This is a genomic window from Legionella sp., assembly GCF_049790535.1.
In the GTDB taxonomy this organism is placed as follows: domain Bacteria; phylum Pseudomonadota; class Gammaproteobacteria; order Legionellales; family Legionellaceae; genus Legionella.
Genome location: NZ_JBAQZB010000080.1, coordinates 1 through 18,909, shown reverse-complemented (window position 1 = coordinate 18,909; position 18,909 = coordinate 1). Strand labels below are relative to the sequence as shown.

The following is an 18,909-nucleotide window of genomic DNA, read 5'->3' as shown; positions in this document are numbered from 1 at the left end:
ACACAGTTGACCGAAATGATGGATTTACTGTCCCATGTTTGGTTAAGAAATCTAGTCACGTTAGATACTCGACTTACTGAGATAGAACAGCAATGTCTTTATTTATTTTCTCAAGGAAAAAATTCCCTACAAGTGGCTGAATTTTGCTCTTTATCAGAACGACAAGTGAAGCGATACAAGAAAAATATTTTAAGAGAACTTCACTGTAATAACCTCACTGAGGCCGTTGTCATTGGCATTCGTTACGGGCAAATAGCTCCGAAACCCTAACTAATGTCCCTTTTAGACCCTGTTTTTGGTTTGGATAAATTCTAAATAATAGCGCTTTTACTGAAAAAGAAGGCGCTCAAATGAACTCAAAAGCTCATAAAAATTTTTTAATAGTTGAGGATAATACGATTTGCCAACAAATCTACAAATTCACGTTTAACCAATTAAAATGCCCTTTTACACTCGCAGGGACTGCAAAAGACGCCCTCTGCTTTGTGAACCAACTCTGCTATGACTGTATTTTAACCGATTGGGGACTACCGGACTGTCAGGATGAATCCTTAGTGAAAGCGATTCGCACTACATCCCTGAATAGGGCAACACCGATTTTTGTGATTTCAGCACAAGTATCTCCATACCTAATCCGGGTTTGTCAGAAATTAAAGTTACAAGGGGTGTACTCTAAACCACTTATTCCAACTGAAATTAAAGCACTGGTGACACCTTATCTTTGATGGGTACTAAATAAGGTCTGGTAACTAATAGTTATCCCAAAAATATTAATTTGACATCGCTCGGTTAATTTGCTGAGCGATAACTTTAAATGGAACAAGAATAATTCATAGGATGTCGTCCATCTCAATTTCTTGGCCATATGGGGTGCGAATTCCACATGTACCATTTACAACTTTATCAGCGCCCCAATGTGGGCTGCAACTTTGAGAAGCTAAAGAGAATATCCAGCATTTCGGCACTCCTCACTTGTTAAGCCAAAAGCTAGGGTACTAGAGATAGATAAAATACTAATGTGATTTTAAAAAAGTTCATTATAAAATCCTTGTCTTTGAATGAACCCAAAACTACGTTACTCTGCTATTTGAGATGCCTTAACAGATGTAAAGCATAAGATGTTTTTATTGACATTTCTTTTGTTTTTATTAGCTTTTAATATTAAAGGACCTTGAAAAGTTTTGGTTGTTGTTTTGATTCTCGATTTTTACATTTAGTTCTTGATACATCGATAAAGAGATTTGTAATATACTATTCGCTGGTGTCCAGAATAAACTTTTATTAGGTGACGATGACAGTTTCGATTGCAGATCAATACAGGCTGCTTGATGAGGGCAGTTTATTTTTTGCGCAAAAAATGAATTTTTAAGTGTTCTTGTTGTTATGGGTAGAGGATCGAGATGAGCGAGATAGTCAAAAATCTTTGATAACTGTTTTGTGCCCAGTGTAGCCAGTAAATTCTCCATTTCCATATGTAAGCTTAAACTGGGTTCCTGGATAATGTGTTTAAGTAAAATAATCAATGAGTTAGTTTTTAAGTTGTTTTCAAGTTTATTTAATGCTGTTGAAACGTTTTTTTTATCAGCTACCATTTTTTCAAGATAATTCTTCCATGTAGATACTTTATTCTGAAAATCACGATCTTGTTCGTTGTTTAAAGACTCTGTGCAAAGAGCAATTAATTGCGTAATATCCATTGTTGGGGAAACTTTCAAAATTAGTTGAGTAGCATTTTGTTGTATCAGTATTTTTTGACCTGCAAGACTTTGTAGCGATTTAATAAATGATGGAATAATCGTTTGCATTAGTAAACTCTCACAAATTAAGTTAGTAGACTCTATTCAAAAACGCTACCATATAGAAAGATTGTTTCTGCGCTTCGAATTTAAATAAATCTAAATTAACGTTGCCTCGCTTAATACGAGCTTTAAGCTTTGCGTCAAAGCTTCGAGATGTCACTCCTCCTCAGCTTGAACAGATCAACGTTGGGATGAGATTAAATAGGCTTACTATCCAAAACTCATTAACTTAAAAAACTATTCTTCCCTAGGGGGTCGGCTCATTAGATTATGAACAGCTACTTTGGCACTAATTTTTCCTTGTAATAGAGCATTAATTTGTTCGCAAATAGGCAACTCAATTCGATTTTGTTGAGCTAGAGCACAAACCTGCGCAGCATTGCTTTTCCCTTCGACAACTTGACCAATTTGCTTCTCAGAGTTAGTTATACTCATATTTTGCCCTAAAAGCAAGCCAAAACGTCGGTTACGTGATTGATCATCGGTGCAGGTAAGTACCAAATCACCGACACCAGCCAGACCAAGAAAAGTCTCTGGCTGTGCTCCTAAACTAAGTCCTAAACGGCTCATCTCTGCTAAACCACGGGTAATTAACGCTGCTTTGGCATTAGCACCATAACCTAAACCATCACTAATGCCACAACCAATTGCCAGTACATTTTTAACTGCGCCACAGATTTGCACGCCAATGAGATCATCACTGAAATAAACTCGTATATTGCTGTGATGAAGTAACTGTTGGATGTTTTTTTGATATTCTAAATCATTGCTTGCAAGAGTTAATGCTGTAGGTAAAAAACGCGCGACCTCTTTAGCAAATGAAGGGCCTGTAATCATAGCCACAGGAAAAGAGGCACCAAAACGTTGAGCAATTAATTGACTTAATAATTGATGACTTATTGGATCAATTCCCTTAGTAAGCCAGGCTAGACCTTGGGGCGGTTTTTCTATATTTGCAATGAGATGAGCAAATGCATGAGAAGGGACTGCAATAAGGACATAATCTGCTTCTCGTATACATTGATTTAAATCAGCTGTAGGAATTAAGGTTGTAGGAAAATTAATATCAGGCAAATAACGCGGATTGGATTTTGTTACAGCCATTAGAGCAACATGCTGTGGATTATGCGCCCACAGCAAAACACGATGCCCTATCTGGGACAGATGAATTGCAACAGCAGTGCCCCAGGAGCCGGCACCTAATATGGCAATGGTTTTTGTCTTCATTGTTTTAGTGAGTAATTGGTTCTTCTTTCGCTTGTGGAATCCCTTTTTGCTTTTCGGCAAGTTGTTGCATGTATAACGCATCGAAATTAATGGGTGCTAATACTAATTGCGGGAAACTTCCACGAATTACTTGGGATGTGATTGCTTCGCGCGCATAGGTGAATAAAATATTGGGGCAGAAGCTATTTAAAAGATGATCTAACTGGTTGTCTGGTGCGCCTTGAATAGTGAAAATCCCTGCTTGCTTAACTTCAATTAAAAATGCAATCGCTTTTTGGTTTTTTACCGTAGCAGTTACTGTTAATACTACTTCATAAACGCCTGTTTCTAATTGAGTGCTGGTAGTGTTTAGATCCAGATTTAATTCGGGTTCCCATTGTTGTTGAAAGACCGCAGGTGTATTTGGTGTTTCAAAAGATAAATCTTTAACATAAATTCTTTGGATTATGAATTGAGTTTCATTATTTTGTTGTTCTGGGTTTGTTGGTGCAGCCATGGTATTTCTATCCTCTTAGTAGTTGGTCTAATTTTCCCTGAGCCTCCAGGGCATGTAAATCATCGCAGCCACCCACATGATGGCCACTAATAAAAATTTGTGGTACGGTGTGTCTACCACTTTTGACAATCATTTCTTGACGTAATTCAGGTTGTAAATCAAGACGAATTTCCGTAAATGAAACCTTTTTCTTATTTAATAAATTTCGGGCTTTGACACAATATGGACAATAAGCAGTACTGTACATAATTACTTCAGGCATTTATTATTTTTCCTTCACCAAAGGTAAATCAGCTTGTAGCCATGCTTCGATGCCACCAGCAAGTACCATAGGTTGATAACCTTGAAGACTGATTTTTTTTGCTAAAGCAGGAGCTTGTAAACCTCGTTCGCAGACTAGAATAACCGGTTTATTTTTGTATTTATCCATTTTTTTCTGTTCAAAATCTTCATTTTTAACATTTACAGAATTAATGATATGACCTTTTTTAAAGCTTTCTTTATCGCGTAAATCGATTACTACCGCAAGTTCATTATTCATCAAATCAACAATGTCCTGGGGCGAAAGTGCTTTTGCTTTCTTTTTCTGTGTAACTAGTTCATTTAAAAAGGTTAAAAATAAAACGACAATAAAAAGAAGCCATAGCTGCCAGTGGTTTATAATAAATTGACTTAAGTGTTCCATATTGAACTCGTACTGTTTTTACAATGAAATGAATTATCCCCAGAATAGAGTTGTAACGCAAGTGACGGTATTGTTAATTTGTTGAAATTAGATTTTCACCTAGTTCTTTTAAGCAAAACGTACACTGCTCCAGTACCTCCATCTTTAGGTAAGGCACTATGAAATGCCAAAACATTTTCCAATTGGGGGAGCCAACGATTAACCAGATTTTTAATTACAGGAGGTGCACCTTCATGTCCACCTTTCCCATGAATAATGAGCAAACTTCGTTTATTATTTTCTGCTTGAATGCGAATAAATTGGCATAAAGCATCGCGTGCTTTTTCACTTTTAAAACCATGTAAATCTAAACGTCCTTCCCAAGGTATCTGACCATTTTTTAGGGCTTTAAAGCGTTGGTTTGTCAACCCTGATTGTGCATAGGATAAGGTGGTATGAGATAAAACAGTCTCTTTAATAACATCCGATAAAAAATAATCTACTTGTTCTTCAGCTAAAGGGTTAACGGGCCTTTTAAAGGTGGTTGTTGGCGGTGGTGTAGCTGTTTTAACCCGTTTTGTTTTTTCATTTAATGGCTTGACAGAGCGCATGTGATTGCGAAATAAAGCCTTATCCTCATCGGATATAAAATTATTACCCATTTTAATTGAAATTTAAAAGTTATAATTTGAAGTATAACTTAGGTTATGGAAAGCTGGACAGCTTTCTGATATAAGGTACGATCAGGATTTCTTATAGAAACGATAGAGTATTCAATTGGCAATACTGCCATGTAGGTTGATGTTATAGATAACGCCTGGTCATTACTTCGATCTATTCGGGCTGAGGAGCAGTTTTAGCTGTGTCTTGAAGCCTTGCGACGACGGCTTATCCGGTAAAGTGGAGTGATAATGAGCAATTATTTACTTAAAGAAACAGAAGAATTATCCACTGTGCTGGATTTTTTACGTTTTAGTTTATCTTGTGCCATCAAAGCACATTTGTATTACGGTCACGGTACTGATAATGCTTGGGATGATATGCGCTCCTTAGTCTTAAGAAGTTTATCCTTACCTTATGACATCGATTCTAATTTGCTGAATGGGCGCTTAACTAATAATGAAAAAAAGCATTTATGCCAGCAATTGGAAAAACGTATTCACCAGCGTGTGCCTGTAGCCTATTTAATTAAGGAAGCTTATTTCTGTGATTTACCTTTTTATGTGGATGAACGAGTACTTATTCCGCGTTCCCCTATAGCCGAATTAATTAATAATCAGTTTTCACCGTGGATAGATGCCAAGAATGTGCATCATATACTGGATTTATGTACTGGCAGCGGCTGTATTGCCATAGCTTGTTGTTATGCCTTCCCAGAAGCTCATGTGGATGCGGTTGATATTTCCACTGAAGCGCTTGCAGTGGCCACAATTAATTGTGAAAAACTTGGCGTTGAGGATCAGCTTACGCTTATTGAGTCCGATTGTTTTACTGAGGTACCGAAGGTTAGTTATGATTTAATTGTAAGTAACCCGCCTTACGTAAGTAAGGAAGAAATGCAAACTTTGCCTGCTGAATTTTGTCACGAACCCGTACTGGCTTTAGAAACCAGTGAAAATGGTTTAGCTATTGTAGAGGCCATTCTTAGAAATGCTTCGGCCTATCTTAGCAATGATGGAATTTTAGTTGTGGAAGTAGGTAATAGTGAAGAACCATTGCAGAATGCTTATCCTCATGTTCCTTTTACCTGGCTGGAAATGAGTCATGGTGGACAGGGCGTATTTTTATTAACAAAGCAACAATTGAACGAGTACTTTAATGTCCGGTAATACGTTCGGTACTTTATTTACGGTAACTACCTTTGGTGAAAGCCACGGTCCCGCTATTGGTTGTGTAGTTGATGGCTGTCCGCCTGGACTCATGTTACATCAGGATGATATTCAACCATTTTTAGACAAACGTAAGCCGGGACAATCTAAATACACCAGCCAACGACGCGAAGAAGATAAAGTAGAGATTCTTTCTGGCGTTTTTGAGGGTAAAACTACTGGCGCACCTATTGCCTTGCTAATTCATAACACCGATCAACGTTCGAGGGATTATGAGGAAATAAAAAATCTCTTTCGTCCAGGACATGCAGATTTTACCTATTATCATAAATACGGACATCGAGATTATCGTGGTGGCGGGCGTTCTTCAGCTCGAGAAACTGCAGCACGAGTTGCTGCAGGTGCGATTGCTCGTTTGTATTTACAACGCCATTTACAAGTGGAAATTGTTGGTTATCTACAGCAAATGGGTGATTTGCTAGTGGAATTTGTTGACGAAAACGAAATTGTTAATAATGCTTTTTTTTGTCCTAATAATCAACAGATTCAAGAGCTTGCTGAATATATTGATTGTTTAAGAAAACAAGGTGATTCAGTCGGTGCTCGAATTAAAGTGATTGCCAGGAATGTTCCTGTTGGGTTGGGTGATCCGGTGTTTGATAAACTCGATGCACTCTTAGCTTTTGCCATGATGTCAATTAATGCGGTTAAGGGCGTTGAAATAGGCGCTGGTTTTGCTGCAGTGAATCAGTTAGGTTCAGTTCATCGTGATCAGATGTCGCAACGAGGGTTTCTAACTAATCATGCTGGTGGTATTTTAGGTGGTATTTCTACAGGACAAAATATAGAAGTAAGCATGGCATTAAAGCCCACTTCAAGTATAACTACCCCAGGAAAAACAATTAATATTTTTGGGGAAGAAGTTAGTGTAGTAACCAAGGGTAGACATGATCCTTGTGTAGGTCTGAGGGCCGTGCCTATAGCCGAAGCAATGATGGCTTTGGTGATAATGGATCATTATTTAAGGCAGCGAGCTTTAAAATAAAAATGGAAAGCCCCATATAAGTTTTGCATAAGATTTGAGTAAGATATTATCCCATCTCATTTCTAATTTTTAAAGAGAGTATAGAGTATAATGAGCAGAGACCTAAATATAGCTATAGTAGGTGCCACTGGTGCTGTTGGCGAGGCGTTTCTAACAGTATTAGAGGAACGAAATTTTCCGGTAAAAAAACTGTATCCTTTAGCCAGTTCTCGCTCAGTGGGTAAAACTATTGCGTTTAAAAACAAACAACTGGATGTCTTAGATTTGGCCGAATTTGATTTTAGCAAAGTAGACATTGCTTTATTTTCAGCCGGTAGTTCCGTAGCTAAAGAATATGCTCCTAAAGCGGCAACTGTAGGATGTGTGGTGATTGATAACAGTTCCTGCTTTCGTTATGAAGATGATATCCCTTTAGTAGTACCTGAAGTAAACCCCCACCGTATTGGTGAATATATTAATAGAGGTATCATTGCAAATCCAAATTGTTCAACCATTCAAATGGTTGTGGCTTTAAAACCTCTTTATGATGTTGCAGGAATTACGCGCATTAATGTTGCTACTTATCAATCAGTCTCGGGTACTGGCAGGAAAGCTATTAGCGAACTTATTGCACAAATGGCGGATCTGCTTAACGGTCGTCCTGCAAAAGTAGAGGTATATCCTCAACAGATAGCTTTTAATGCCATTCCACACATTGATCAGTTTGAAGACAATGGTTATACCCGTGAAGAAATGAAAATGATTTGGGAAACACGCAAAATTATGGAAGATGACAGTATTATGGTAAATCCAACTGCGGTAAGAGTCCCGGTAATTTATGGGCATTCTGAGGCGATTCATGTGGAATTAAAACAGGCTCTCACTGCAGTAGAAGCACGTGCTATCCTTTCCAAGGCACCTGGTATTAAAGTCATTGATAATGTCGATAAGAATAGTTACCCCACGGCTATAAAGAATGCGGTAGGGCATGATGAAGTATTTGTTGGTCGTATTAGAGAAGATATTTCTCACCCGCATGGATTAGATCTTTGGGTTGTTGCGGATAATATTCGCAAAGGTGCTGCGTCCAATGCAGTGCAGATTGCTGAAATTTTACAAAGAGAATTTTTATAAAATGTAATTTAGGGCGTCTCGATGCCTTGGTCCCAGGTCAACGTGTTGTTTTACCTGGATTTGTATATTAAATGTACTTAAACTTAGTCACAAAGTTTTTTTAGGTATATACTCATTATTATGAGCAAAAAAATTTTACTCACTGATACGCGATTAAAAGCAAGCGATTCTTCTGGAAAACGCGAAAGATCTTTTTTGGTCGAAGAAACTAAATCGATGGAACGCGAGAGGCGTTTGTTGGAGCAGGCTGGCGAGCGTCGAATTGCACGTGTTAATGCACGTGAACATGCTGATGCAGAGGTATCTAGTAATAATCTTGAAGAAGCTGCAGAAAATGGTATGTTGCAACATCCAGAATTAGATAACCAACGTTTTGATGGGATTGATCCTACTGTCAATCCAGCACCTGCCTTAAATGATAAAGCGCGTAGGGAATTTGATAATGAACGCCGCAACCAAGAGCAGGAGAAACAATTACGTTTGGGGAACATGCCTCAATTTAGTAAGGCGCCTGTACCTAGAGGGCCATAGAAATGACTATTGCTAATGACATCATCAGTCGTCGAATGCCTGATTTTGATGCTTATATTCGGGCTGGTGATTCTTTAGATGATATTGATGAATACGGTTTCACTCCACTTATTGAATGCGCCATTACACGCCAACCCGAGATTGCTAAGCAATTACTTGCACGTAAGGTGGACGTCAATAAATTAGATGTTGCTGGTCGCACGGCACTGCATTGGGCAGTCGATAATAATGATGTCGATTTAGCCCGTCTACTGTTGACAGAGGGTGCTGATGCTAATGCTTATACTCCCAATGGTCTATCGGTATTGGTTTACCCTGTATTACGAGGCCAGGACACCTTAAAACATTTACTCTATCAGCATGGTGCTAACCTCAATTTTGCTCTTGATTTCATTAATGGAAAACTTATAGGGCACCGATTTGAATTGCAAGGCGACGTGGATATTGTTAATGCTCAGAATGAGTTCATTGAGCTGGATTATGAAGGATTTATGCTTGAATTTACGGTGGCTATTGTTAAGGACTCCTTAAGGCGTTTTACCAGCAGTTATTCTACGCGGCATCTAAGAAAATATTTTCCGTTGATTCATGTAATTATCGATGCGCTTAACGACGCGGCGGAATTGTTGCAGTATCAGCATCAACCTCTATTGAATGAACACCATTTTAAACGTATGAAGCAAATATTAAATGCACCCATGGTAATTTTGCCGGCGGCAAGCCGTGGTCATGCCATGGGTTTTATCCGTTTTGGACAGTGGTGGGCTAAAATTGATAGGGGGGAGAATAGCTTAAAAGAGGGTACGGTAATTATTTATCAAATTACTCGTCCAGAGGAATTAAATCTGCGTTTTTTACAGAATTTTCTTTATAAAAAACAAAGTAGACGTTATTTTCATCAGCAAATTAACCAATATTTGGGTCTGGTTCCTGTAGCTAAAATGCCGATTAGCTCACAAATTAGTGGGAATTGTTCCTGGGCTAATATTCAGGCTATAGTGCCTGTTGCTTATGCTATGCAAGAAACACATATTTCGAATAATTTTAATCCTACTCGTGCTTTGAATTTATATAATGAATGGGTGGAATGGGATAAAGATAGAGCACTTGATGAATGCGTTCAACGTTTTTATTTGGCTAATTCTCAACGTAAGGCGAGTATTGCTGCAATGTTAGGCGGTGTTTTATTTCAAGCCTGTGATTATAGTAAACCGAATCAATTGAAACGTGCTGAGAAAATTTTGACCATCTTGACCTTACCAGATTATGGTTATATTTTAAAGAGTTATTTTGAAGAGTACTGTATTAAACGCTTAACAAAACGAGGTAATAATTTACTTAAGCTTCTTGATGATTGTGGTATTAACCCCAATATCGGAGTTAATCCTGTAGCAACACAATTATAATTTATTCCTCTTCTTTTTATTAAACACTAATCTATACTTAGAAAGAAGCCATTTGGAGTGATTAAGTCTTTATATTATAAGGAGATTTATATGTTAGAATGGGCAGTCGTATTTTTAGTAATAGCTATTGTTGCCGGGATATTTGGATTTCGTGGCATCGCCTCAACAGCCACCAGCATCGCTAAAGTTTTATTCTTTTTATTTATTGTTATTTTCCTCGTATTTTTTATTATGAGTTTATTCGGAAATCCCACTCCTGTTATTCCTTCCTAAATAAAATTCCCTCTCCAGTGCCTGGAGAGGGTTACTATACGAAAATCTCTTTACTTTGTTGATGCTCATATGCTTGCAGTCAAATCTGACTATTTCACCAGAAACTGCAACAGTGGCAATTTATTTTATACAAAATAAGTTGGGATATATATTTCTTAACTCATAAATTGATAATTACATCCATTTGCTTATGAGAATTTGGTTATATCAACAACAAAACGATAACGAACGTCACTTTTTACAACGCGCTCATATGCTTCATTAACTTGTTCCATCGCAATTAACTCAATATCAGATACGATATTGTGTTTACCACAGAAATCAAGCATTTCTTGAGTTTCTTTGATGCCACCAATTAATGAGCCTGCCAGATTTCTGCGAGCAAAAATTAACGATGAAGCATTAAGCGGTACTGCTTCGGCGGGAACACCAACAACAACCATAGTGCCATCACGTTTTAATAAAGTTAAATATTGATTCCAATCAAGTTTTGCAGAGACGGTACAAATAATGAGGTCAAAGTAATTATTCAGTTTTTCAAAAGTTTTTTCATCTGCTGTAGCATAGAAATATTCTGCACCGAGACGTTTACCATCTGCTTCTTTATTCATGGTGTGGCTAAGTACTGTAACTTCGGCACCTAATGCATGAGCCAGTTTCACACCCATATGACCCAAGCCACCTAATCCTATTATGGCAACTCGCTTTCCGGGTCCTACATTCCAATGTTTTAGTGGGGAATATAAGGTAATGCCTGCGCAGAGAAGAGGAGCTGCTGCATCCATAGGTAAATTTTCAGGTACTTTTAATACATAATGCTCATCTACAACAATTTTAGTAGAATAGCCTCCTTGAGTGGCTTCTTTGCCATCACGAGTTCTGCCATTATAAGTGAGAGACATACCTTCAGCACAATATTGTTCTAAATGTTCATGACAATTTTCACATTTGCGGCAAGAATCTACAAAGCAACCAACACCAACTCGATCCCCTTTTTTGAAGCGCGTAACATCTGATCCCACGCCACTGACTATACCAACAATTTCATGACCTGGAACCATTGGGAATGAAGAGCCTCCCCATTCATCTCGAGCCTGATGGATGTCTGAATGGCAAATTCCACAGTAGTGAATATCAATTAGAACATCGTTCTTTCCTACCTCACGGCGATTGAATGAATAAGGTGTTAGGGGTTTTTTCGGGCCTTGAGCTGCATATCCTTTTACAGGGATCATCGTTAATTTCTCTTATTTTATAATTGAGGTTTTTAAAGATAAAGCTAGTTGACGAAATCGTCAAGTTAAGAACAAAGATTTTGAGTGAGGCAATGAGAATAATTAATCTGTCTGAAAATGTTATATATTTCAGTTACCTTATGTGAATAGCTTTGAACACTAATTATTAGTAACGCCAGCTTTGTGGTATTAGTCTGGATATCTTGCAGATACTGTTTAAAACTCTTTTATTTCTGATAAATTAGAACATTGCCTTTCACTTGAGATTTATATGAGTATTGCATTAGTCTGGTTTCGACACGATTTAAGATTAAACGATAATCCTGCATTCATTGAGGCTTGTTCGCATCATCAGTTTGTAATTCCTTTATATATTTATGATGAAAAAAATAGTGTTTTAGGAGGAGCACAAGCTTGGTGGCTTCATCATAGCCTTATTTCTTTAAGTGACTCCCTAGAACAACTTGGATTACGTTTTATTCTTCGTAAAGGGAACCCAAAAGAGATTATTTTAGACTTGTCTAAAACTGTTTCTTTAAGTTCAGTCTATTGGAATCATTGTTATGAGCCAGCTGCTATTGCACGTGATAAGAAGATTAAAGCAACTTTGTTAGAGCAGGGCATAGAAGTTCATAGCTCTAATGGAAGCGTGTTTCATGAACCTTGGACGATTAAAAATAAAAACGGGGAGTATTTTAAAGTGTTTACTCCCTATTGGAAACATTGCAAACAAACTCTTAATATGCAACCTGCTATGCGTTTACAACATCGTCCCGCTGGAATTGAGGTGCAAAGCGATAAACTTTGGGACTGGAAATTATTACCCACTATCAATTGGGCCACGCATTTTAGCGAGTATTGGACTCCAGGAGAGTATGGCGCGCAACACAAACTTCACGAGTTCATTGAGCATCATCTTAATGGTTATAAAAAAAATCGAGATTTTCCTATAAAAAATTCGACATCACGCTTATCACCACATTTGCATTTTGGTGAAATCAGTCCATGGATAATTTTAAGGGCAATTGAACTGGCAAAGCTTGATCCAAATTGTGATTTATCATCAGCGGAACATTTTCTATCAGAGCTGGGATGGAGAGAGTTTTCAGTTTATTTACTTTATCATTTCCCAAAGCTTCCATCCGAGAATTTCAGGAAGGAGTTTAATGCATTTCCTTGGCACAATAATGAGCAATTATTATCGAGCTGGCAAAAGGGTTTAACTGGTTATCCAATAATAGATGCTGGGATGAGGGAATTATGGGCAACAGGCTATATGCAGAATCGGATCCGTATGATTGTTGCATCATTCCTTACTAAGGGGTTATTCATTGATTGGCGTTTGGGCGCAGATTGGTTTTTAGATACTCTTGTAGATGCGGATTTAGCAAATAATAGCGCAAGCTGGCAATGGGTGGCAGGATGTGGCGCTGATGCAGCACCTTATTTTCGAATTTTTAATCCAGTGTTACAAAGTCAAAAATTTGATCATGAAGGTAGTTATATTCGTCATTGGATTCCAGAGCTTTCTCAAATAAAAAGTCAATCAATCCATGCTCCTTGGGAATCTATTGATTCAAAGAAGATTTATTTAAATACAAATTACCCTATGCCAATTATTAATCATCATGAAGCAAGGACGATGGCTTTAAATTATTACAATCAGTTAAAAAGAAAGTACTGCAAATGACACCTTCTTTTTTTCAGCTACACTGCGAATCGACTTGCTCAGAAATTGATTCAACTAGGCTTTGACGTTGTTGGAACGGCACGTCAAGAACGAAACAAAGCAACCAGTTATCTTCCAACAATTACGCTTATTGATTTTGAGGCTTCAGATATAGAATACTACCTCAGTCAAGCCACAAATATGGAACGATGATTTTAAGCAAAAAAACGGAATTAAACAGATCATTGGATGTTAAAAAATTGCAATAATGCTCGCATAGTTACTATCTATGGAGCATTATTGCTAGTTTAAGGGTTTGAAATGATGAATAGAGGTGGTTATTCTTCCACTTCCTTAGTAGTTGTTTCTCTTTTTTTATTGCTCTCACTTCGGGTCGTGCTGGAACGAGAATTACCTTGTGGTTGCTGGTTAGTATTAGAACGTTTACGGTTTTGCATAGGATTTGCATTGCCTTGTGTTGTTGTAGGTGTATTACTGTTGGGATTATTAGCACGTTGTTGCTGTTGATTTCCACCAGTACGACGTCTGCGGTTATTTTGAATTCTTCGCTCATTGCCTGTGTTTATCCCACGAGATTTTCCTTGGGATTGAGTGCGACCTTGTGTTTTTGGGGTGTTCCGTTCAGCGGATGCAGAGGATGAATCTATAGATTTACCAAATAAAATAGACCACAAACGTTTAATAAAGCTATTTTGCAGATTTTTTACAGAATGATATCCTGTGAATGGTTTTACAGCAGGCTTATCACGAGATAATGTTTCTTGAGTAGATCGTGGATACTCTAATTCAGGTTGCTGGATTAGAGTATAACTAAGTTTTTTAGTTTTACCTACATTGTCTTCTTTTAAACGAGTGATGGTATATTGTGGCGAATGCAAGAAGGGATTAGAAATTACCATTATAGAAACACTATGTGTTTTCTCCATATTGTTAATAAAATCACGTTTTTCATTCATGATGTAAGTAGCCATTTCAGGAGGAAGTTGCACTTGTATTTCAGCGGTTTTCTCTTTTAACGCTTCTTCTTCAATAAGACGAGTAATGGATGAGCCATATGATGGGATGCTACGAACAATCCCACGGCCTTCACAACGAGGACATACTTCCTGGGCTGTTTCGCCTAAAGATAATCTAAGACGCTGACGTGACATTTCCAACAGACCAAAACGAGAAATACGACCAACTTGAATACGCGCTTTATCTGCTTGTAGAGCTTCTTTTAAGCGATTTTCAACTTCGCGCTGGTTCTTCGTGGTCCCCATATCGATAAAATCAATCACAACCAAGCCGCCTAAGTCACGTAAACGTAATTGGCGAGCAATTTCATCTGCTGCTTCAATATTAGTATTAAATGCAGTAGCTTCAATATCTGGACCCCCTGTCGCTTTAGCTGAGTTCACATCAATAGAAACCAAAGCTTCTGTTCTGTCAATGACAAGAGCTCCGCCAGAAGGCAGCATAACTTGACGTTGATAGGCTGTTTCGATTTGGCTTTCAATCTGATAAAAGTTAAACAAAGGAATGCTGCTATTGTACAACTTCAAATTGGGTAAAAATTCAGGCTTTACGCGTTCAATGTATTGTTTCGCTTTAATATAGGAAATTTGGTCATCAATAATAATTTCACTGATGGATTTACGTAAATTATCGCGAATAGAACGAATAATTACATCGCCTTCCTGATGGATAAGACAAGGAGCAAGTTCTGTATTGTAGGCTTGTTTAATTGATTGCCATTGATTGCAGAGCATGTTTAAGTCATCTTGCAACTCCTCCTGACTTTTGCCTACGCCTGCAGTACGAATTATTAAACCCATATCTTCGGGTAAGATCAATGCGTTAAGTGTTTCACGTAATTCATCACGTTCCTCTCCCTCAATTCGTCTTGATATGCCGCCAGAGCGAGGATTATTAGGCATTAATACCAAATAACAACCTGCTAAAGTGATGAAAGTAGTGACTGCAGCCCCTTTATTACCGCGTTCTTCTTTGTCAACCTGGATGAGTAATTCTTGACCTTCGCGAATTAAAGAGGTAATAGGTGGCTTATCGTCACCAAAATCGTCTGGGTTTTTACTTAAATATTCAGGTGCAATTTCCTTAAGAGGCAAAAAACCTTGGCGTTTTGAACCGTATTCAACAAAAATAGCATCAAGGCTTGGCTCACGACGTGTAACCGTTGCTTTATAGATGTTGCCTTTCTTTTTTATTTCACTAGGACATTCAATATCCAGATCAAATAATCTATTATTTTTAATAAGGGCTACGCGAATCTCTTCAGTTTGCGTAGCATTGATTAACATTTTTTCCATCTGTAACCCCATAATTAGGGCGCATTCATTTAAGTTACGATAGTTGAAGGTTCAAAATATCTTAGAGGTTCATATTTTGAACAATAAGAATAATGATCTTTAAGCGAATCCATAGCCTTGTGGACAGACTTTACGCATGTTCCCTGTACAATGAGAGGTGCATACTGTGAACTATACTGAATACGAATCAGATAGGTTAAAATGAGGCGTACAAAGGCCTTGAAGTAATTCGTAATTGGTATAAAGCATGTCTGGCATGCGTAGGTTTCTGTCAAATAAGAGTTCAATTTGTCTCTGGCAATTAGTTCGCTTCCTTATATCTCTAAATTTAAAAGGACGCGCTGTTTTCAGTAATGAACTTACCATGCAGCTTGTTATGCAGCATTGTGTTTGCTGACTTAAGAGAAGCGGTATGGCAAATAGTTACGCTTTTTTTATATTTATGCGTTATAATTCGTTTGCATGGAATTATTCCCATGCTAGAAGGCATCATATCAAAAAAATCACGCCCAGAAAACAGGTTTATTGACAATGAGTGAAGTAAGTTATAAAGAAATAAACAAGGAAGAGGAAGGACAACGTCTGGATAATTACTTAATACGTATTTTAAAGGGCGTGCCTAAAAGTCATATTTACAGAATTATCCGTGGTGGTGAAGTTCGTGTAAATAAAAAAAGAGCTCAGGTTAGTTCAAGAATACGTGTGGGGGATGTTATCCGCATTCCACCGATCCGCATTTCAGAATCCAAAGAAGTTTTTGTTGGCGATGCATTGGCAAAACGACTTAAGGATTGTATTATTTTTGAAGACCCCTGCTTTTTAGTAATTAACAAACCGGCAGGTATTGCTGTACACGGTGGGAGTGGTTTGAATCTTGGTGTGATTGAAGCACTAAGAAAAACCCGTCAGGATCTGGCTTATTTAGAATTGATTCATCGTTTGGATAAAGAAACATCGGGCTGCCTTTTATTGGCTAAAAAAAGAAGTACCTTAAGAGCTATGCATCGCTTGTTCGAAGCTCGTAGTGTACAAAAAACGTATTGGGCCTTATTAACACATCACTGGGAAGGAAAAAAACAAGTGATTGTTCAGGCACCACTTGAAAAAAATATTTTGAAGTCAGGGGAACGTATAGTTTCTATAAAAGAAGAGGGAAAAGCTTCAGAAACATCATTTAAATTGCTTGAGAATTACCAACAGGCCTGTTGGGTTGAGACAAGTCCCAAAACAGGACGTACACATCAAATTCGTGTTCATAGCGCGCATTTAGGACATGTTATTGTTGGCGATGAAAAGTATGGTTCACTTGCAGGAGATATAGAAGGCATAGAGAATCACCACCATCGTCTTTATTTGCATGCACGTTCAGTTCAATTTGAATTGGATGGAATAGAGCATTGTTTTCAGGCTAATGCAGATGAGCTATTTTCCAATACCCTAAAACAATTGCGTGCAAGGAGTGTAATGAGTAATGGTTAATCCATATGATTTGGTAGTATTTGATTGGGAAGGCACTATTGCAGACACTTTAAGTGCAGTGTTTCACACTGTTGCTGTTGAAGCTAACTTACTAGGTTTCGGGGCATTTGACCACAATGAAGCCAAAAAATATGTAGATTTAGGTTTAGCGAAGGCTTTGCGTAAGGTATATCCTCATTTGTCTACCAAACAAAATGAGCAACTTGTTCATGCAGTACAACAGTCAATGTACACTCGTCCAACAGAGGTGTGTTTGATTCCTGGAGTGCGCGAGTTTATTAATCAACTACATAATGCAAAAATAAATATTGCTATCGCAACCAATAAAGGACAACAGTCATTAGGACGTGCACTTCAAGCTACAGGTTTGGATGCAGTAATTAAGGTAACACGCTCTGCAGGACAAATGCCTGCAAAGCCTTGCCCACAAATGTTGGAAGAAATTATTGAAGAGTTTGGAGGAACTAGTTCCTCCACGATAATGATAGGTGATTCAGTTAGCGATATGGAAATGGCTAAAAATATTCACGTTACAGCCATAGGCGTAGATTTTTATCATCAGCAAGGAACAGTGCTTAAAAAAGCCGGTGCGGTTGCTGTATTTAATGATTATAAGCTGTTAGCAGATTTTTTACATTTAAAAAAAGTAGAGTAGTCTGATAGGGAAGATAAGAGGTCAACCCTCAAAACTCAATGGTGACAATTGGTAGATCAAATTACTTTTTTTAAGTTACAGTGTGATTTAGTCTGCAAAAGGGAGTAGGGGCATTGAATACATTAACCAGTTTACCAAATTTATTAACTTTATTACGTATCTTTTTGATCCCAGTTCTAGTGATTATCTTTTATTTACCATTCCAATGGGTGAATACTGGGGCTGCCTGTATTTTTGCTGCTGCCAGTTTTACTGATTGGTTAGATGGTTATCTGGCACGTAAGCTGAAAATGATGTCACCACTCGGTGCTTTTCTTGATCCTGTTGCAGATAAGTTATTAGTTTCAACAAGTCTATTACTTTTAGTAGGTGCTAAGGATATTAATTACATTAGTATTCCTGCCATGGTGATTGTTGGAAGAGAAATTGTTATTTCGGCTTTACGTGAATGGATGGCTGAAATCGGAAAACGTGCAAGTGTTGCTGTAGGTTATATCGGTAAAGTAAAAACTTTTTTACAAATGGCTGCTTTATTTTTGTTACTGGCTTTTAATCCAATGAACTCCTTATGGGGCGCGCTAGGATTTGTATTGTTATATGTGTCTGCAATTTTGACGATCTGGTCTATGATTATTTATTTAGCGATTGCTTGGCCAGAATTAACGAAAAAAAATTAATTTTATTATTGACACAATTTGAAATTTCAGTAGAATTGCACCCCGTAGAGGCGCGGGAATAGCTCAGTTGGTAGAGCACAACCTTGCCAAGGTTGGGGTCGCGAGTTCGAGTCTCGTTTCCCGCTCCAAATTAAAGCGACAACAAGTCGCTTTTTTTTTAGAGTAACATGGTATAAATGATAGTTGCGTTGCAAAGATCAAATTGAGGCTGTGTGGCAGAGTGGTCATGCAGCGGCCTGCAAAGCCGTGTACGCCGGTTCGATTCCGGCCTCAGCCTCCACAAAAAAATGCCCAGGTGGCGAAACAGGTAGACGCAAGGGACTTAAAATCCCTCGGTGGTAACACCATGCCGGTTCGATTCCGGCCCTGGGCACCAATTCATGATTTTGTAATCATCCTTAATCGCTTTCCATTGCAATAGATACAGCGGACCACACGATTATAAGTTACTTGAATGTAAACAGGATTGTTTCCTGTC

The 18,909-nt window shown here is 38.0% G+C and carries 19 protein-coding genes, 3 tRNA genes and 1 pseudogene; 15 read left to right on the top strand and 8 right to left on the bottom strand.

The features are described 5' to 3' along the window. The coding region (locus tag WA877_RS04580) for a helix-turn-helix domain-containing protein (RefSeq protein ID WP_425169756.1) at positions 1-270 on the top strand (270 nt) is incomplete at its 5' end. Between the two features lie 80 nt (positions 271-350). After that, positions 351-725, top strand: coding sequence for a response regulator (locus tag WA877_RS04575; protein WP_425169755.1), 375 nt, complete (start codon positions 351-353; stop codon positions 723-725). A gap of 423 nt (positions 726-1,148) precedes the next feature. On the opposite strand, the gene WA877_RS04570 is transcribed toward WA877_RS04575, so the two are convergent. From WA877_RS04570 to WA877_RS04545, 6 genes are all read right to left on the bottom strand, one after another. Further along, the gene (locus WA877_RS04570; protein WP_425169754.1) at positions 1,149-1,805 is read right to left on the bottom strand and encodes a hypothetical protein; all 657 of its coding nucleotides are present in this window, start codon (positions 1,803-1,805) and stop codon (positions 1,149-1,151) included. Positions 1,806-2,036: 231 nt separating this feature from the next. After that, positions 2,037-3,026, bottom strand: a complete 990-nt coding sequence (locus WA877_RS04565) for an NAD(P)H-dependent glycerol-3-phosphate dehydrogenase (RefSeq protein WP_425169753.1) — start codon at positions 3,024-3,026, stop codon at positions 2,037-2,039. A gap of 4 nt (positions 3,027-3,030) precedes the next feature. Continuing rightward, positions 3,031-3,522, bottom strand: coding sequence for a protein-export chaperone SecB (secB, locus tag WA877_RS04560; RefSeq protein ID WP_425169752.1), 492 nt, complete (start codon positions 3,520-3,522; stop codon positions 3,031-3,033). A 7-nt stretch (positions 3,523-3,529) separates the two neighbouring features. Continuing rightward, positions 3,530-3,784, bottom strand: a complete 255-nt coding sequence (grxC, locus tag WA877_RS04555; protein WP_425169751.1) for a glutaredoxin 3 — start codon at positions 3,782-3,784, stop codon at positions 3,530-3,532. A 3-nt stretch (positions 3,785-3,787) separates the two neighbouring features. After that, positions 3,788-4,207: a rhodanese-like domain-containing protein gene (locus WA877_RS04550; protein ID WP_425169750.1), complete on the bottom strand. Its 420-nt coding sequence runs from the start codon at positions 4,205-4,207 to the stop codon at positions 3,788-3,790. Positions 4,208-4,302: 95 nt separating this feature from the next. Then, a complete protein-coding gene (locus WA877_RS04545; protein WP_425169749.1) occupies positions 4,303-4,848 on the bottom strand; it encodes a Smr/MutS family protein in 546 nt (181 codons plus the stop codon). A 249-nt stretch (positions 4,849-5,097) separates the two neighbouring features. Between WA877_RS04545 and prmB the strand changes: the two genes are divergently transcribed. From prmB to WA877_RS04515, 6 genes and pseudogenes are all read left to right on the top strand, one after another. Next, entirely contained in the window at positions 5,098-6,015 is a 918-nt protein-coding gene (gene prmB, locus WA877_RS04540) for a 50S ribosomal protein L3 N(5)-glutamine methyltransferase (protein ID WP_425169748.1), read from the top strand. Further along, positions 6,005-7,060 carry a chorismate synthase gene (gene aroC / locus WA877_RS04535; RefSeq protein ID WP_425169747.1) on the top strand — a complete coding sequence of 352 codons (1,056 nt, stop codon included), beginning with the start codon at positions 6,005-6,007 and terminating at the stop codon, positions 7,058-7,060. Before prmB ends, aroC begins: the two co-directional genes overlap by 11 nt. 90 nt (positions 7,061-7,150) lie before the next feature. Next, positions 7,151-8,173 (top strand): aspartate-semialdehyde dehydrogenase, encoded by a 1,023-nt coding sequence (locus WA877_RS04530; protein ID WP_425169746.1) that lies wholly within the window; start codon positions 7,151-7,153, stop codon positions 8,171-8,173. A gap of 183 nt (positions 8,174-8,356) precedes the next feature. Continuing rightward, positions 8,357-8,704 (top strand): annotated as a pseudogene (locus WA877_RS04525) (Smr/MutS family protein); the annotation flags it as partial. Positions 8,705-8,706: 2 nt separating this feature from the next. Then, a complete protein-coding gene (ankH, locus tag WA877_RS04520; protein WP_425169745.1) occupies positions 8,707-10,110 on the top strand; it encodes a Dot/Icm T4SS effector AnkH/LegA3 in 1,404 nt (467 codons plus the stop codon). Positions 10,111-10,200: 90 nt separating this feature from the next. Then, complete coding sequence (locus WA877_RS04515) at positions 10,201-10,383, top strand: DUF1328 domain-containing protein (RefSeq protein WP_425169744.1); 183 nt, start codon at positions 10,201-10,203, stop codon at positions 10,381-10,383. 188 nt (positions 10,384-10,571) lie between these two features. Here WA877_RS04515 and WA877_RS04510 read toward each other — a convergent pair whose 3' ends face one another. Further along, positions 10,572-11,618 (bottom strand): NAD(P)-dependent alcohol dehydrogenase, encoded by a 1,047-nt coding sequence (locus WA877_RS04510; protein ID WP_425169743.1) that lies wholly within the window; start codon positions 11,616-11,618, stop codon positions 10,572-10,574. A gap of 271 nt (positions 11,619-11,889) precedes the next feature. On the opposite strand from WA877_RS04510, the gene WA877_RS04505 reads away from it, so the two are divergent. Then, positions 11,890-13,308 carry a cryptochrome/photolyase family protein gene (locus WA877_RS04505; RefSeq protein WP_425169742.1) on the top strand — a complete coding sequence of 473 codons (1,419 nt, stop codon included), beginning with the start codon at positions 11,890-11,892 and terminating at the stop codon, positions 13,306-13,308. A 317-nt stretch (positions 13,309-13,625) separates the two neighbouring features. Here WA877_RS04505 and WA877_RS04500 read toward each other — a convergent pair whose 3' ends face one another. Beyond that, on the bottom strand, positions 13,626-15,620 hold the full coding sequence (locus tag WA877_RS04500; protein ID WP_425169741.1) for an Rne/Rng family ribonuclease: 1,995 nt from the start codon (positions 15,618-15,620) through the stop codon (positions 13,626-13,628). A 531-nt stretch (positions 15,621-16,151) separates the two neighbouring features. Between WA877_RS04500 and WA877_RS04495 the strand changes: the two genes are divergently transcribed. The 6 genes from WA877_RS04495 (at position 16,152) to WA877_RS04470 (ending at position 18,807) form a co-directional block, all read left to right on the top strand. Next, positions 16,152-17,099, top strand: a complete 948-nt coding sequence (locus tag WA877_RS04495) for an RluA family pseudouridine synthase (protein ID WP_425169740.1) — start codon at positions 16,152-16,154, stop codon at positions 17,097-17,099. Beyond that, complete coding sequence (locus WA877_RS04490; RefSeq protein WP_425169739.1) at positions 17,092-17,754, top strand: HAD family hydrolase; 663 nt, start codon at positions 17,092-17,094, stop codon at positions 17,752-17,754. The genes WA877_RS04495 and WA877_RS04490 overlap by 8 nt, the downstream gene beginning before the upstream one ends. Before the next feature lie 113 nt (positions 17,755-17,867). Beyond that, positions 17,868-18,431, top strand: coding sequence for a CDP-diacylglycerol--glycerol-3-phosphate 3-phosphatidyltransferase (pgsA, locus tag WA877_RS04485; protein ID WP_425169738.1), 564 nt, complete (start codon positions 17,868-17,870; stop codon positions 18,429-18,431). A gap of 52 nt (positions 18,432-18,483) precedes the next feature. Beyond that, a tRNA-Gly gene (locus WA877_RS04480) sits at positions 18,484-18,559 on the top strand. Positions 18,560-18,637: 78 nt separating this feature from the next. Further along, positions 18,638-18,711, top strand: a tRNA-Cys gene (locus WA877_RS04475). A 9-nt stretch (positions 18,712-18,720) separates the two neighbouring features. Then, a tRNA-Leu gene (locus WA877_RS04470) sits at positions 18,721-18,807 on the top strand. Positions 18,808-18,909 lie beyond the last annotated feature (102 nt).